The organism is Mesorhizobium temperatum, from assembly GCF_002284575.1.
GTDB lineage: Bacteria > Pseudomonadota > Alphaproteobacteria > Rhizobiales > Rhizobiaceae > Mesorhizobium > Mesorhizobium temperatum.
Map to the genome: position 1 here is coordinate 13,539 of NZ_NPKJ01000023.1, position 14,510 is coordinate 28,048.

Genomic DNA, 14,510 nt, shown 5'->3' on the forward strand with positions numbered 1-14,510 from the left:
CCGCCGCCCGCCACTGTTAGCTCACCGGCTGATCCTCAGGGCGCAAGCCGGCTCGCTCTCGCTCCAGATAGTCCTGGTCGATTTCCGGCAGCGGCGCCCCTTCAAGCGTCGCCTCGAAGGCGCGCAGGCGCTTGTAGATGGATATCAGCTCGACGATAGTCGGCCAGGAATTCACGAGATATTGGAACGAAGTGGCGACTTGTGAAAAGGCGGTGACAATTTGCTGGAAAACGCCAAATGTTATCTTGCCGATTGCCAAGGTTGGAACGAGAATAAGCGTGGCGAAGACGTTGTCGACTTGAAGGTATAGATAGCGGACCATGTCGAAATAGACATAGTGCGCATAGAGAGTGAAGTAGTTCTTGCGAACATTTCTGAAAAGCTCGACCAACGTTGGTGGCTGCGCTCGCGCCGTATCGTCCTCACCGAGGACAAGTTCCTTGCGCAGAGCAGCTTCAACACGCTGATTACGAAATTCCAGCCCGGGTAGCTTGACGCCGACGACTGCCAACAAGCCGGTGCCAAACAATGACCAGGCGATCGCCGCAACAACCAACGGATAAGGGATTGCTCCGACTATTGGGAGAGTTGGAACATGGAGAGAAAGGGATGCCAGCAAGGGTAGAAAAGCAATCAGAGTCATGATGGAGTCGATGAAGTTCACTCCGAGCCCCTGCATTGTGCCCGAGAAGCGCATCGTGTCGTCCTGAACGCGCTGCGACGCCCCTTCGATATGGCGCAGCCTCGGCCAGTAAGCGGTAAAATAATCGTTCATCGCCGTGCGCCAGCGGAAAACATAGTGCCTGACGAAGAAAACGTTCAGAACGGCAATGGTCATATAGACCAGGGCCAAAGACAGAAACTGCCATACTCCGTAGTAAAGCTCGGCAGGCGCAACGGACCCCGGCGTGGTGAGCGCCTTCTGCACCATGTCGTAAAACATGCCGCGCCAGTCATTGAGCGCCACACTGATCTGCACGATGAAATTAGTAACGAAAATGATCAAAGCAGAGCCAAGGATCGACCAGTTCTGCCAACGGTGTGGGGCATACAGCGACCAAAAAAGGTAGAATACGCCCATACCCGCGAAGAAATATGCGTAGAACCAGAGGAATGCCGGCGTCAGGAATCTTATTGGGCTGATGACGGGTGCGGCCCGCGGATCGACCGGCGGCATCCCAAGGATCGTGCCAAGGTGTTCGCCGCCGAAAAACCACAGGAGGACGAGCAGAAGGCTCCAGACGGCGGCCGAGATGAAAAAAAGCTTCGGCTGCGGGAAGAAGGATACGAACACTGTGGGGAAATCCTCGGTCGATGCGCAAATCAGCGGCGTTGCTGTTCAGCGGGCATAAGGTCACACATCGATCGGAATGAAAATGGCCGGTGCGCGATGCCCGGCCCCGAGCAAGACCACAATCATGGCGATTTTGGAGCAGCCGACCAGGTGATCGCGCCCGAGACAAGCAGCACGGCGGCGGCCAGGATCGATGCAAGGAAGAAGTCGCCCGAGGCTTGCGCAAGCAGCCCGGCGACGATCGGACCGATGATCTGGCCGAGGCCGAAGGAGGCCGTCATCAACGCCAGGATCCGGCGTGGCGCTTGCGGGGCAAGCTGCCTTCCGGCCTGCAGGCCTAGCGCGGTGATGGCGATGAAGGTCCCGCCAAGCAGAAATCCGCCGAGCAGCGGCCCAATGTGTCCACCGACGGCCACGCTCGCGGTGACGCCGACCACCTCGACGAGGCACCCGAAGGCATAGGCCTGGTAGAGCCCGATCTTTCCAGCGATCTTCTGCCAAAGCCAGACCGAGGGAATCCCGGCAAGGCCGGTGACCATCCAGACCACGGCTTCGAAGACGCGGCCGCCGCCGCCCTGCCGGACGATGGCGACCAGAAACGTCGCTGTCACAATGTAGCCAAAGCCGAACAGGCCGTAAGCAACGATGATCTTCATCAGCGAGCGGTCCTTCGGCAACGCCGGTTCGCGACCATCGGCGCCGTTGGCGGTCGCAGTGCTGCCGACCAGCAACGCCACGACGGCAAAGCCGCAGACTGAGATCACGGCGGACCAGAACCAGCCCGCCGGCCAACCGGCATGTCCGGTAACGAGGATAGCCATCAGCGCCGAGGACGCCGCAATGCCGAGGCCGACGCCGCCAAAATGCAGCGCCTGCAGGTCGTTTCGGCTGGTCGCTGCCAGATGGCCGAAAACGATGCTGGACATGAACACCAAGACGAAGGCGCTGGCCAGACCGGCAAGAAAGCGGATGACGAGAAAGGCCGCCATAGTACCGGCCAGGCCCATCAGCCCGGTGAGGACTGCGGTGGCGGCAAGACCGGCCAGCATCAGCAGGCGCTCGCGACCGTGCGCCCAGCCGCCGATGGCCGCCAGCGCACCGATGAGATAGCCGAGATAGTTGGCGGATGCGATCCAGCCGGCATCGGCCGGCGACAGGCCAAGTTCCTCCATCATGCCGGGCAGGATCGGCGTGTAGACGAAGCGGCCGATGCCCATGGCAACGGCCAGGGCAATCATGCCGGCGAAGGCGAGACGCAAAGGAGACGGCGAAGCGGCTTTCATTGCAGTGCACAATAGGTGCACGAGCCTGTCAAACAATCCGCTTGTGTTGGGCCAGGACGGCTCGCAATGGCCGTTGGCCAGTATCCACCGCAGAGGGCCGACCCACTAAATCTGTTTCATCAGCAGCAGCCGACCTGGCCGGTGCCCGTCTCGTAGGCAGTGCGCCGGGCCGTCAGCCTGAACGGCACGTCGCCGAGTTCACGCTCCGACATGATGTCGAGCACAGGATGCGACAGCGGATCAATCGCCCATCGGGTGGTCTCGCTTTCATACGGCCGGCTTTGCTCTGTGCCGATAACGGAAAAGCCCCTCAGCAGTGATAAAATCTTCATCGGATTTTCCTCGATAGGTCAGCTTATTTCCTTAAAATCTGCCGTCCCGCCTTATGTTTCAATTGAGATTTCAACCGTCACCGTTTAGAAAAACTGTATGGCTATGCTGAACCGCGTCCACCTCAACGGCCTGCGCGCCGTGGAAACCGTCGCCCGGCTGGGGTCGCTCGCCGCGGCGGCCGGCGAGCTCAACGTATCCGCGAGCGCCGTCAGCCAGCAGATCAAGCGCACCGAAAAGCAGCTCGGTCAGACGCTGTTCGAACGGACGCCGGGCGGACTGGTTCTGACGGAATTCGGTGTCGTCTTCACAGCGCGGCTCAGCGCCGGTTTCCGCGAGCTTGCGCAGGCGGTGGCGCTGGCCGACGAGGAGAGCGAATGCACGCTGGTGGTTTCGGTGGCGCCGGCCTTTGCCTCGAAGTGGCTTCTGCCGAGACTATCACGGCATTTCGCCCGCCATCCGAATGTGCTGCTGCGCATCGACGCTTCGGGCCGGATCGCCGATCTCGGCCATTCCGACATCGACATCGGCATCCGGATGGGCGACGGCAAATGGCCGGGCGTCCGCGCGGAACTGCTACTGGCGCAGGAGGTGTTTCCGGTCTGCGCCCCGTCGATCGCGGCCAGACTGAAGTCGATCCAGGACCTGGCGCAGACCTGCGCCATCACCGACGAGCGGTCGATGATCAGTTGGGACAGCTGGTTCGAGGCGGCCGGGGTGAAGCCCGTCACCTTCCTCAAAGGTGCGCGCTTCACCGACCCGATGCTTTGCCTGGAATCGGCGATCGCAGGCCATGGCGTGATGCTCGCCTGGCAATTGCTGACGGCTGACGCTCTCGCTGACGGCCGGCTGGTCGCGCCGTTCGGTGTGCGCGCGGAGAGCGGGCTGGGCTATTGGCTGGTGACATCTGCCAGCAAGAGCGAGAGCCGCAAGGTGCGCGATTTCAAGGCCTGGATCCGCGAAGAGATCGAGGCGACGATGGCGCAGTTCGGCATGCTCGACAGCGCTGCCTGAGCCCCCTATCGCGATGGCGGTGGAAAGGACGGCGGCACCGGTCTATGTAAGGATGAGACCCCCACATTACGGCAGGCAGGACCATGACCACACATTCGCGCGGCGTTTCCGCAACGATCGACCCGGTGAAACTCGACAGACTGGCCGAAGTCGCCATCAAGGTCGGGCTGCAATTGCAGCCGGGGCAGGACCTGGTACTGACATCGTCGATCGCAGCACTGCCTTTGACGCGACGGATCGTCGAGCATGCCTACAAGGCTGGCGCCGGCCTGGTGACGCCGATCTTCAACGACGACGAGATGACACTGGCGCGCTTCCGCTATGGCGCCGATGCCGGCTTCGACCACGCCGCCGGCTGGCTCTATGAGGGCATGGCGAAGGCCTTCGCCAACAATGCTGCGCGGCTGGCCGTGCGCGGCGAGGATCCGTCGCTGCTGTCGGCACAGGATCCGGCGAAAGTGGCGCGCGCCAACAAGGCGAACTCGATCGCCTATCAGCCGGCGCTGGAGAAGATCACCCGCTTCGACATCAACTGGAACATCGTTGCCTACCCCGACCTGGCCTGGGCTAGGCAGGTGTTTCCGGGCGATACCGACGACGTCGCCGTGGCGAAGCTCGCCGACGCCATCTTTGCCGCCTCACGGGTTGATGTGGACGACCCGATCGGCAACTGGAAGGCGCATAATGCGGCTCTTCGCAGCCGCACCGAATGGCTGAACGGCCATAATTTCCACGCGCTGCATTTCACCGGACCCGGCACCGACCTGACCGTCGGGCTGGCCGATGGGCATGAGTGGATGGGCGGCGCTTCGACCGCCAGGAACGGCATCACCTGCAACCCGAACATCCCGACCGAGGAGGTTTTCACCACGCCGCATGCCAGGCGCGTCGAAGGCCACGTTACGAGCACCAAGCCGCTGTCCTACCAAGGCACGCTGATCGACGGCATTGCGGTGCGTTTTGAAGGCGGCCGCATCGTCGAGGCCATGGCTAGCCGCGGCGAGGATGTGCTGAAAAAGGTGCTCGATACCGATGAAGGCTCACGCCGGCTCGGTGAGGTCGCGCTGGTGCCGCATTCCTCACCGATCTCGAAGAGCGGTCTGCTGTTCTTCAACACGCTGTTCGACGAGAATGCCGCCTGCCATATCGCGCTCGGTCAGTGCTATTCGAAGTGCTTCGTCGACGGTGCCTCGCTCAGCCAGGACGAGATCGCGGCGCGTGGCGGCAACAAGAGCTTTATCCATATCGACTGGATGATCGGTTCGGACAAGATCGACATCGACGGCGTCGGCAAGGACGGCAGCCGCGTACCGGTCATGCGCAAGGGCGAGTGGGCGTAAGGGCGAGTGGGCGTAAGGGCGAGTGGGCGTAAGGAGCCGCCAACAAACCGTCATGGCGGTCAACCCCGGAGTTGGCAATGAAACTCGATATCAAGGTCAAGCGCATCTACGAGCCGCCCTCGCCTGGCGATGGGCAGCGGGTGCTCATAGACCGCGTATGGCCGCGCGGCGTCCGCAAAGAAGACGCCGCGCTTACGCTATGGCTGAAGACCATCGCGCCAAGCGATGAATTGCGCAAATGGTTCGGCCACGAGCCGACGCGCTGGATGGAATTCCAGCAGCGCTATCGCGGCGAGCTCGACAGGAACAGCGACGCGGTCGGCCAGTTGCGTGCCCTGCTCGACAACGGCCGGGTGACGCTGCTCTACGGCGCCCAGGACGAGTTGCACAACAACGCAGTGGCTTTGGCTGACTATCTCAGCCTAAAGGGCTGAGGCAGCGCGCACGCATGGAGAACTCGCCTCGACCGGGCGCGGCCGGATCAACAACAGGCGTCGTGGAAGCGCGATGGCGAATCCCTCAGGCGACACGCAGTTCCGTGGCCGCATCGAAGAGATGCACCTTGCCCGGCAGGACAGAAAGGCTGATCGTGGCGCCGGCGCTGCGGCGCTCGTCACGCGGCACCACGGCGACGGCGTCGTATCCCGCCACACGCAAATGAATCTGGACATCCGCGCCGGTCGTTTCGGACAGTACGACCTCGCCCTTGATCTCACCCGCATCCGAAATGCCGAGATCGTTTGGCCGGACGCCCATGATGACCTTTTGGCCCGGCTTCGCCTTGATCTCCGGTGAGAGGCCGATCGACACGCCTTCGGCGACGAAGCGAGGAGCTCCGCCCGCGGTCTCGACAGCGCCAGCGATGAAATTCATCGAAGGCGAGCCGATGAAATCAGCGACATATTTCGAGTTCGGGCGCTCGTAGACCTCGTCGGGCGTGCCGATCTGCATGATCCTGCCGGCGTGCATCAGCACGATCTTGTCAGCCATCGTCATCGCCTCGATCTGGTCATGGGTGACGTAGATCGTGGTCGTGCCGAGACGATTGTGGAGTTGGCGGATTTCCACGCGCATATGCGTGCGCAGCTTCGCGTCTAGATTGGAGAGCGGCTCGTCGAAAAGGAAGACGGCGGCATTCCGCACCATGGCGCGGCCCATGGCGACGCGCTGGCGCTGGCCACCCGACAGTTCCTTGGGATAGCGCCCGAGGTAAGGCGTAAGATTCAGGATTTCCGCCGCCCATTCGACCTTCTTCCTGATCTCCGCCTTTGGCACTTTCGCCACTTCGAGACTGAAGCCGATATTGTCGAACACCTTCATTGTCGGATAGAGCGCGTAGTTCTGGAACACCATCGCGATGTCGCGATCGCGCGGGTGAACATCGTTGACCCGCCTGTCGCCGATCAACAGATCGCCGTTCGTCACGCGCTCGAGCCCTGCTGTCATGCGCAGGAGCGTGGTCTTGCCGCAGCCGGACGGCCCAAGAAGCACGACGAATTCGCGGTCGGCAATGCCGAAGGAGATGTCCTTCATCACCTCGACATGCCCGAAACTCTTGGCGATGTTCTTATATTCTACGGTAGCCATTCTCTCTCTCCAGAAGCCCGGATTCGGGTCGTCAGTATTTCTGCCTGGTCGGCGTGATGACGATTTCCTGCACGAGGGCGTTCTGTGGCATCTGGTAGGTGTGGAGCATGAGGTCAGCGACGTGCTCCGGCCCGATCCCGCCGCCGATCTTGAGCTTGTTAGCCTTGTAGTTGGCGAGCGTCTGCGGATCGAGGACGCCGCTCAGAACTTCGGTTTCGATTACCCCGGGCGAAAGCACGACCACGCGGACATCGTAATCGGAAAGATAGTCGCGCAGCGATTCCGAGACGGCGTGAACGAAGAATTTCGTCCCGCAGTAAACGGTATGATCCGGATAGACCTTCCGGCCAGCGATCGAACTCATCATAAACAGCGTCCCATGGCGGCGCTCCATCATGCCCGACATCACGGCGTGGACCGAATTCAGCACGCCTTTCGTGTTGATGTCGATCATCTCGTCCCATTCCTCGGGCGGCTGGCGGCCTATGTCGGCAAGACGCGCGATGCCGGCATTGGCAAAGAGCATGTCGACCGGTCCGTATTCGGCTTCCGCCTCCTTCACTGCGGCTGCGATTGCGGCGCGGTCGCGGACATCGACCTGCCGGGCCATGCTGTCGGGCAGCTTCAGCGCCTCCATGCGCTCCAGACGGCGGGCCATCATCAGAACAGGGTGGCCGGCGCGCGAAAACACCTTGGCGACCGCCTCGCCGATACCAGAACTGGCTCCTGTCACCGCTACGAGCTGTTTTCCAGCCATTGCTTTTCCTCTTGGGAATTGTGGAAACCCAGGGTGGCGGCCAGGCCGCCACCCTGGAACACTCAGCCCTTGGCGACGAGATCGTCGACCTGGGTTTTCAGAGCGTCGAGCGACTCCTTGGCCGAGCCTGACTGGCCAGCGAAGTATTTGCCCAGCGCAACCGGGATCATGTCGCTCGAAAGTTCTGCCCATGCCGGCAGGTCGGGTTCGGATCCCATGTAGTTGGCGATGGTGTCGCGCACGACCGGCAAATGGCGGGTCGTGCCGGCGCCGACACGCGCATTGGCCAGCACGCGCGGATCGTCATAGACGCTGGTGCGCGTTGGGCCTGTACCGCCGCCCAGAACGGTTATCAGTGCCTGGGTATCGGCTGAGGTTGCCCACTGCATGAAAATCCAGGCAGCATCCGGGCTCTTCGAGTATTTCGACACTGCGAGCGAAGAACCGCCCTGGTGACCAACGCCCGGAATTTCGCCGAATCCGGTCTGTTCGACCGTGCGTAGCGTGGCGGCAGGTTTCGGCGGAACCATCGCTTCCATCAGACCGGAGACCTTGGAGGCGTTGGGATCGTCGAAGAACGGGAAGAATTCGCCCCAGGACAGCATCGAGGCAGCGACGCCCTGGCCGACCGACTGGCCCTCACCATCCCATGTCCAGCCGTCGACACCGGGCGGCATCGTCGCCTTGAGCTTGTCCCAGTAGGCCATGGCGGCCAAGCCAGCTTCGTCGTTGCCGGTGAATTTGCCGTCGGGGCCGAAAATCGACCCGCCATGGCCCCAAAGCCACGCCGTCCAATCGCATTCGAGGCTGTAGTGGCCTGATTTCATCTGGCCGCTGGTGCCGTACATATTCGGGCCCTTGGCGTCGGTGATCGCCGCGGACGCCTGCAGCAAATCGTCCAGCGTGGCCGGAGGCGGCAGCTTGAGCTCGTCCCAGACGTCCTTGCGGTATTGCATGATGAAGATCGGGATGTCGTAGGGCACGCCGACCATGCGGTCCTCGTACATGGCGATACCGTCGACGAGCGGTTTCAGGAAGTCGTCGATGTTGTAGTTCGGCATTGCCAGATCGGCGTTTTTGAGCTGCTCACGCGGATCGAAGACGTCCTGGCTGAAGCTCGCCGCCCAGCTCTGGTCGATATAGTAGAGGTCGTAAGTGCCGAGGCTCGAGGCGACGTCGAGCGTCAGCTTCTGCAGCACCTGCTCGAGCGGCAGCACTTCGATCTCGACCTTGATGCCGGTAGCCTCCTCGAAATACTGCTTAAGCTGCGTAGCGATGGCATTCGACGGCGGCGTCGATTCGGTGGCGAGACGGAGCGTCGTTCCGGCAAAGGGCTTGCCGACATCCGAGAGCCACTTGGTGATTTCGGCGCTGGGCTTTAGCTCCTGTTCCTGAGCCGATGCCTGGCTGATGCCGTAGAACGGACGTCGTCCCAAGCCCATGCCGAGCGCGCCGGCGCCGAGGCCGAGAATGCTTGCTGCGCGAAGAAACGAGCGCCGGTCCATCTGTCCGCGAACGAAGCGGTCAGTGACAGAGGCAAGATGCGCCTTTCTGATGCTGTCTTTCATTGTCTACTCCTCCGGTTTAATTCGCGATTTCCACAAGGCTGCGAATTCGAGCCTCCCATCTATTGTTTCAACGATCCCATCGTGAGACCGCGCACGAGGTGCTTTTGAACCAACAGAATGAAGATGAAAGCGGGAATGATGGATGCGGCGCCAAGCGCGGCCATGTTGCCCCAGGCGGTGCCGATCGAGGTGACGAAGGTCGACGAGACGACAGGCACGGTCTTGAGCGATGTGGTGGTCAGGGTCAGCGCAAAGAGGAATTCGGTCCAGCTGAAAATGAAGCAGAGCACCGCCGTGGCGGCGATGCCGCCCTTGGCCATCGGCAGCACAATCCGCCGGAAGATCATGAAGCGGCTCGCGCCATCGACGATCGCGCTCTCGTCGATCTCCGACGGAATGTCGTCGAAGAAGCTCTTCATCAGGAGGACGGCGAGCGGCAGGTTCATCAGCGCGTGGATCAGCACCATGCCGGTATAGGTGTCGATGAGCCCGAAATTCTTGTAGATGAAGAACATCGGAACCGCGACCGCGACGGGCGGCATCATGCGCGTCGACAACACCCAACCGACGAAACTGTGCCGGCCGCGGAAGTTCATGCGCGACAGGGCATAGGCGGCAAGCGTGGCGATGGCGACGGCGAGCACGGTCGACAGCGTCGCGATCACGATCGAATCCCAGACGCGCGGCGCCATGTAGAAGTTGCCGCCGCCCGGCGTCACGGTGATGCCGCCGCTGCCCAGCGAAATCCCGAACACCTTCTGGAAATTGTCGAACGTCGGCGTGAAGGCGAACAGTTTCGGCGGCCGGTTGAAGATGTCATTGCCGTGTTTGAACGCCACCGACGTCCAGTAGTAGATCGGAAAGAAAAAAATTGCGACCACGACCCACGCGGCGATGGTGCGAAGCATGCGCGTCGAGAAGGAGCCGTTCATTCTACCATTTCACCTTCGCGATACGGATGAAGAGGTTGGCAATGACGAGGATGATCACCAGAGTGACGAGGCTGAGCGTGGCTCCATAACCCCACTTTACAAAGCTGAACGTCTGCTGCCATGCATAGAGGGAAAGCGAATAGGTCGACGCTCCCGGCCCGCCGGACGTCATGACGAAGACGTAATCGAAGACGCGGAAGAGATCGATGCCGCGGACCAGAACGGCGATCGCGATCACCTTCGACATCATCGGCAGGGTGATGCGCCGGAAAATCTGGAACGACGACGCGCCGTCGATCATCGCGGCTTCGTAAGGCTCCGGCGGCAGCGCCCTGAGACCGGCAAGGAAGATGAGGACCATGAACGGCGTCCACTGCCAGATTTCCGCAACGAGAACGCCGGCAAGCGCGGTCGACGCCGTGGCGAGGATCGGGTTGTTCGGATTGAGCAGCCCAATCGACTGCAGGAGGTAGCTGATCACCCCGAACTGCGGGTCCTCCATCAGCAGATACATCATGCCGACGATGGCCGGCGGGATGACGAGCGTCATCGTCAGCACGCCGCGCAGGAATCCGAAACCGAAGCCGTCGCTGTCGAGGAGCAGCGCGATCGCCATGCCGAGCACCAGCTCAAAGACCAGCGCGATGGCGAAATAGGTGAAGGTGATAACGAGCGACTGCCAGAACCGCGTGTCGTTCCAGAGCTGCACCCAGTTTTCCGTTCCGACGAATTCGAGCGCCCGCCTGCGCGGGACGAACTCGTGGAAGCTCAGCCAGATGTTGTAGATCAGGGGATAGACGGTGAAGACAAGCAGGATCGCCACCAGCGGCAGCAGCCAGGGCAGCGGGTGGTCCGAAATGACGAAACGTCTGGCTTGGGCAACCCGCACGCGTTCCTCCCGAACCGCTTCGTTTTGCGATGCACAAATGTTCATATCTTGTGCATTTGTTCAAATGCTATATCGTCACCATGTCTGTGGCAAGCACTTGTTGGCCGGCGACAGCGGCATTCGGACGGGTGCGCCACCTGCAGCGGAGGACCCTCATGACGTCGATCGGTCTGCTGGCACGGGTTGCCCATCAATATTTCGTGCTGGGCGAAACGCAGCAGGCCATCGCCGAGCGGCTGCAGATCAACCGCACCAAGATCCACAGGCTGCTGGCCGAGGCGAAGGAGCGCGGCATCGTCTCGATCCGCATCAACGCCGGGACGTCCCAGGCGCTCGAAATGGAAGAACAGCTCAGGCGGAAGTACCGGCTCGACATATGCAGCATCACGCCTAATGACACCGGGTCGGAGCTCGGGCTCTCCGAAGTGATCGGCATCTATGCCGCGCAGACCGTCGAGACGCTGCTCAGGGACGACATAACGGTCGCCATGGCGTGGGGCCGTACCATGAGATGGCTCGCTTCCAACATCGAACCGGTGGCGCTCAGGAACGTTACCGTCGTGCCGCTTCTCGGCTCTTTGTCGCGCCGGTCGTCGATCGACAAATACGACGCCGCCGCCGTCTTTGCCCAGCGCACCCAGGCCGAATCCTACTATCTCCCCGGACCCATCATCTGCGACAGCCGCGAAAGCCGCGAGACGATCCTGCAGCAACCGAGCGCGCGCGAGGTTATCCAGAAGGCGCTGAACGCCGATCTTGCGCTGATGAGCGTCGGCGGCACAACCAGTTCGACGCTTCGGAGCGTCGGTTATATGACCGACGAGGAATTCGACGACGTCCTGAGACTGAAGCCGATCGGGAACTTTCTCGGCTACTTCTTCGACCGCAACGCCGAACTCATCGACCATCCCGTCAACGAACGCATTGTCGGGGTTTATCCTCTCGACACGCTCAACATTCCCAAACGCATCCTCGTTTCCGGCGGAAAGAACAAGGTCGGCATCATGGCCAAGCTCCTGGAAAAAGGGTTCTTCACCGGCCTCATCACCGACCAGAAGACGGGCAGCTCGCTGTGACATCCACCGGCCGGCATCGCGGTGGCAGCCGAAGGTGCTGTGCGATGTTGCCTGGAGCGTTGCGCTCGCTTTCATCTGAAAGCAGACTGGCATCGAATCTTCCGTCCCTGGTTCTGTTTCGCCTGCAGAACATCCTTTGCGTCTTTGCGGGCGGCACATTTCGCGCCGGCCGATCAGACCACCCCTAACCTCCGGTTTGCCAGGATCACATCGGCAATCTCGACGAAGCCGCGGCCACCTCGCGACCTGGCGACGTAAGCGGGTTCGGCGTCGATCTGTCCCTGGAAATCCACCACATTCGCGACCCCGAACGCGTTCGGAAAGAACCCGAACATCGGGGCGTCGTTCGGGCTGTCTCCGACGAATGCATAGGCCTGCCTTTCGGCATCGAGATCGGTTCCCAGCCTCTCGCTCGCAAAGCGGCGCGTCATCGACAGCTTGTCGTATCGGCCAAACCAGCCGTTCACATGGATCGACGAAATCTTGGCGACAGCGCCGGCCTGCTCGAAAAGCTGCTTGATGCGCCTGGCATCGGACAGCGGCAGCGCCGGAACATCTTCGCAAAAGTCGATGGCCAGATCGGCTTCGCGATATTGCTGGTCGGCGGATACGGCCGAACCCGGCACTTCCTGGACAATGCGCTTTTCCAGTTCGGCGAGCCTGCGCCTGTTTTCCCGGCGTTCCTCAGCGCTCGCGGCGAAAACCCGGATCATTTTTCGCGTTGCCTGATCATAAGCGAAGTAAAAGGCGCCATTTTCGCCGACCACGCCGGTCACCGGCCAGAACCGGGCAATCATGTCGCACCAGCCTGCCGGTCTCCCGGTAATGGGAGCAACGACAAGGCCCGCCTCGTGCAGGCGTTCGAGCGCACGGTAGGCGTCGGCCGGAAGACGACCCTCGGTCGTCAGCGTGTCGTCGATATCGCAGAAGACGCCGCGCATGCGCGACGCAGTTTCGGGTGCAAATTCGGCGAGGTCGCGCATCCGGTCAGGCTTCCCCCCGCGCAAAATCCTCCAGCATTCCTGCATCCGCAGCAATGTCGAGGAACGAGAAGCGATTGCGCATCTCCCGGCAATGAACGACGGCCTCGCGATAGAAATCGGCCGGCGTGCCCAATTCAGCCGCTGAGGTCGGTCCGCCGGTAGATTTCAGCAGGCGCTGCATTTCGTCGACAGGCACCATGAATTGCTTGACCTCCTGCCTGAGCGTCGGCCAGACCTCCTGCAGCCGCTCGTTGAATGCGGCGGCGGTAGTCTCGTCGAAGGCCTTCTTCTTCAGTTCGTCGAGACACTGTGCGGCGACAGCCGGCCCCATGCGGCGGACCATGTCGTCAGGATCGATCTTCGTCGCCTTCACCACCGGCGGCTTGTCGCTTGCAAGCATTGCCTGCTGCAATCGCGCCATGGTGAGTGAAGCGACACCGACCTGAGTGCCGTGGAGCGTACCGGGGTGACGCTCGCCGGCGAAGCAGTCGATATAGTGCGATATCTGATGCTCGCCCATGGAACCGTGATTGGAGACGCCGGTGAAGGAAATGCCAAGGCCACAGAGCGTCAGCACGCGATAGAGATAGCCATTGGCCTCGATGTCGTGTTCGGCAAGCTTTGCCGCACGCTCGTTGAGCGCCGCCTCATCCTTTTCCTGGATGAGAAACGGGACCTGGTGGTAGGCAGTGCCAAGCAGACGGTGCGACATCCACCAGTCGATCTGGGCAACCGAGCGGCAAAGGCAGTCGCCGAATCCCGCCGCCGACAGATAGGTCGGGGCGGCAGCGGAGACGCCAAGATCGACGAAAAAACCTGATGGCGCGTGGGAAGGGAGCGATACCTTCAGGCCGCTTTCAAGTGTGATGGACGCTGTCGTCGATGTGTAGCCGTTCATCGAACCGGCTGTCCCGAACACGCAATAGCGCCGTTCATTCCTTCCGGTGACGAACTTGCAGAGATCGTTGATCGTGCCGGAACCGACCGCGATCACGGCATCCGCATCCGCGAGTTTGACGGCCAGGCTTTCAACGTTGGCCATGTCGGCATGCGGGTGATCCAATATCAGGACATCGACGGGGCCGAGCGTCCTCAGTTCGCGCGCAACGCGTTCGCCAAGCGCATCATAGGTCGCGGCATCCGCGACGACCGTGAACCGCTCACCCAGGTCGAGCTCCGAAACGAGATCGGCCGCCCGCCCTTCGAGGCTTTCTTCGATGACGATCCGCTCATACGGCACCACGGCCTTTTTTCCGGTCTCCGGGTTGGTCCAGTGCCCCTCCAAAATGTCGTCGATTAATGCCGTCCAGGATCCGGCTGCCGGATTCGTCATGACGTCCTCATTCTGGGGCAACCCTCTAATCGAGGCGCAGGAGCGTTGCGCTATCGAACAATAGTCACCTATCACTGTCTTTTGTCAAGCATTCGCCCGCAACGCTTGACTTCGTTCTGCAAAC

Annotated in this window: 14 protein-coding genes; 4 read left to right on the forward strand and 10 right to left on the reverse strand. The window is 61.4% G+C overall.

Annotated elements, in window-relative coordinates; translation table 11 throughout:
• Positions 1-16: 16 nt before the first annotated feature.
• From sbmA to CIT26_RS07185, 3 genes are all read right to left on the reverse strand, one after another.
• Complete coding sequence (sbmA, locus tag CIT26_RS07175; RefSeq protein ID WP_095491934.1) at positions 17-1,294, reverse strand: peptide antibiotic transporter SbmA; 1,278 nt, start codon at positions 1,292-1,294, stop codon at positions 17-19.
• Between the two features lie 122 nt (positions 1,295-1,416).
• Complete coding sequence (locus CIT26_RS07180) at positions 1,417-2,577, reverse strand: YbfB/YjiJ family MFS transporter (protein ID WP_095491935.1); 1,161 nt, start codon at positions 2,575-2,577, stop codon at positions 1,417-1,419.
• A gap of 119 nt (positions 2,578-2,696) precedes the next feature.
• Positions 2,697-2,909 carry a hypothetical protein gene (locus CIT26_RS07185; RefSeq protein ID WP_095491936.1) on the reverse strand — a complete coding sequence of 71 codons (213 nt, stop codon included), beginning with the start codon at positions 2,907-2,909 and terminating at the stop codon, positions 2,697-2,699.
• Positions 2,910-3,006: 97 nt separating this feature from the next.
• Here CIT26_RS07185 and CIT26_RS07190 point away from each other — a divergent pair, with 97 nt between their 5' ends.
• The 3 genes from CIT26_RS07190 to CIT26_RS07200 all read left to right on the forward strand — a co-directional run bounded on the left by CIT26_RS07190 (position 3,007) and on the right by CIT26_RS07200 (position 5,695).
• Positions 3,007-3,921, forward strand: coding sequence for a LysR substrate-binding domain-containing protein (locus CIT26_RS07190; protein WP_095491937.1), 915 nt, complete (start codon positions 3,007-3,009; stop codon positions 3,919-3,921).
• 83 nt (positions 3,922-4,004) lie between these two features.
• Complete coding sequence (locus tag CIT26_RS07195) at positions 4,005-5,261, forward strand: aminopeptidase (protein WP_095491938.1); 1,257 nt, start codon at positions 4,005-4,007, stop codon at positions 5,259-5,261.
• 77 nt (positions 5,262-5,338) lie between these two features.
• On the forward strand, positions 5,339-5,695 hold the full coding sequence (locus CIT26_RS07200; protein ID WP_095491939.1) for a DUF488 domain-containing protein: 357 nt from the start codon (positions 5,339-5,341) through the stop codon (positions 5,693-5,695).
• A gap of 85 nt (positions 5,696-5,780) precedes the next feature.
• On the opposite strand, the gene CIT26_RS07205 is transcribed toward CIT26_RS07200, so the two are convergent.
• The 5 genes from CIT26_RS07205 to CIT26_RS07225 form a co-directional block, all read right to left on the reverse strand.
• Positions 5,781-6,848, reverse strand: coding sequence for an ABC transporter ATP-binding protein (locus tag CIT26_RS07205; protein ID WP_095491940.1), 1,068 nt, complete (start codon positions 6,846-6,848; stop codon positions 5,781-5,783).
• A 31-nt stretch (positions 6,849-6,879) separates the two neighbouring features.
• Positions 6,880-7,605: an SDR family oxidoreductase gene (locus tag CIT26_RS07210; RefSeq protein WP_095491941.1), complete on the reverse strand. Its 726-nt coding sequence runs from the start codon at positions 7,603-7,605 to the stop codon at positions 6,880-6,882.
• A gap of 62 nt (positions 7,606-7,667) precedes the next feature.
• A complete protein-coding gene (locus CIT26_RS07215) occupies positions 7,668-9,173 on the reverse strand; it encodes an ABC transporter substrate-binding protein (RefSeq protein WP_095491942.1) in 1,506 nt (501 codons plus the stop codon).
• Positions 9,174-9,232: 59 nt separating this feature from the next.
• A complete protein-coding gene (locus CIT26_RS07220; RefSeq protein ID WP_023799420.1) occupies positions 9,233-10,105 on the reverse strand; it encodes a carbohydrate ABC transporter permease in 873 nt (290 codons plus the stop codon).
• A 1-nt stretch (position 10,106) separates the two neighbouring features.
• Positions 10,107-10,994, reverse strand: coding sequence for a carbohydrate ABC transporter permease (locus CIT26_RS07225; protein WP_095491943.1), 888 nt, complete (start codon positions 10,992-10,994; stop codon positions 10,107-10,109).
• Between the two features lie 155 nt (positions 10,995-11,149).
• Here CIT26_RS07225 and CIT26_RS07230 point away from each other — a divergent pair, with 155 nt between their 5' ends.
• Entirely contained in the window at positions 11,150-12,070 is a 921-nt protein-coding gene (locus tag CIT26_RS07230; protein ID WP_167391312.1) for a sugar-binding transcriptional regulator, read from the forward strand.
• 173 nt (positions 12,071-12,243) lie between these two features.
• On the opposite strand, the gene CIT26_RS07235 is transcribed toward CIT26_RS07230, so the two are convergent.
• The gene (locus tag CIT26_RS07235) at positions 12,244-13,053 is read right to left on the reverse strand and encodes an HAD-IIB family hydrolase (RefSeq protein ID WP_095491945.1); all 810 of its coding nucleotides are present in this window, start codon (positions 13,051-13,053) and stop codon (positions 12,244-12,246) included.
• Between the two features lie 4 nt (positions 13,054-13,057).
• A complete protein-coding gene (locus CIT26_RS07240; RefSeq protein ID WP_095491946.1) occupies positions 13,058-14,386 on the reverse strand; it encodes a sn-glycerol-1-phosphate dehydrogenase in 1,329 nt (442 codons plus the stop codon).
• Between the last annotated feature and the right edge of the window lie 124 nt (positions 14,387-14,510).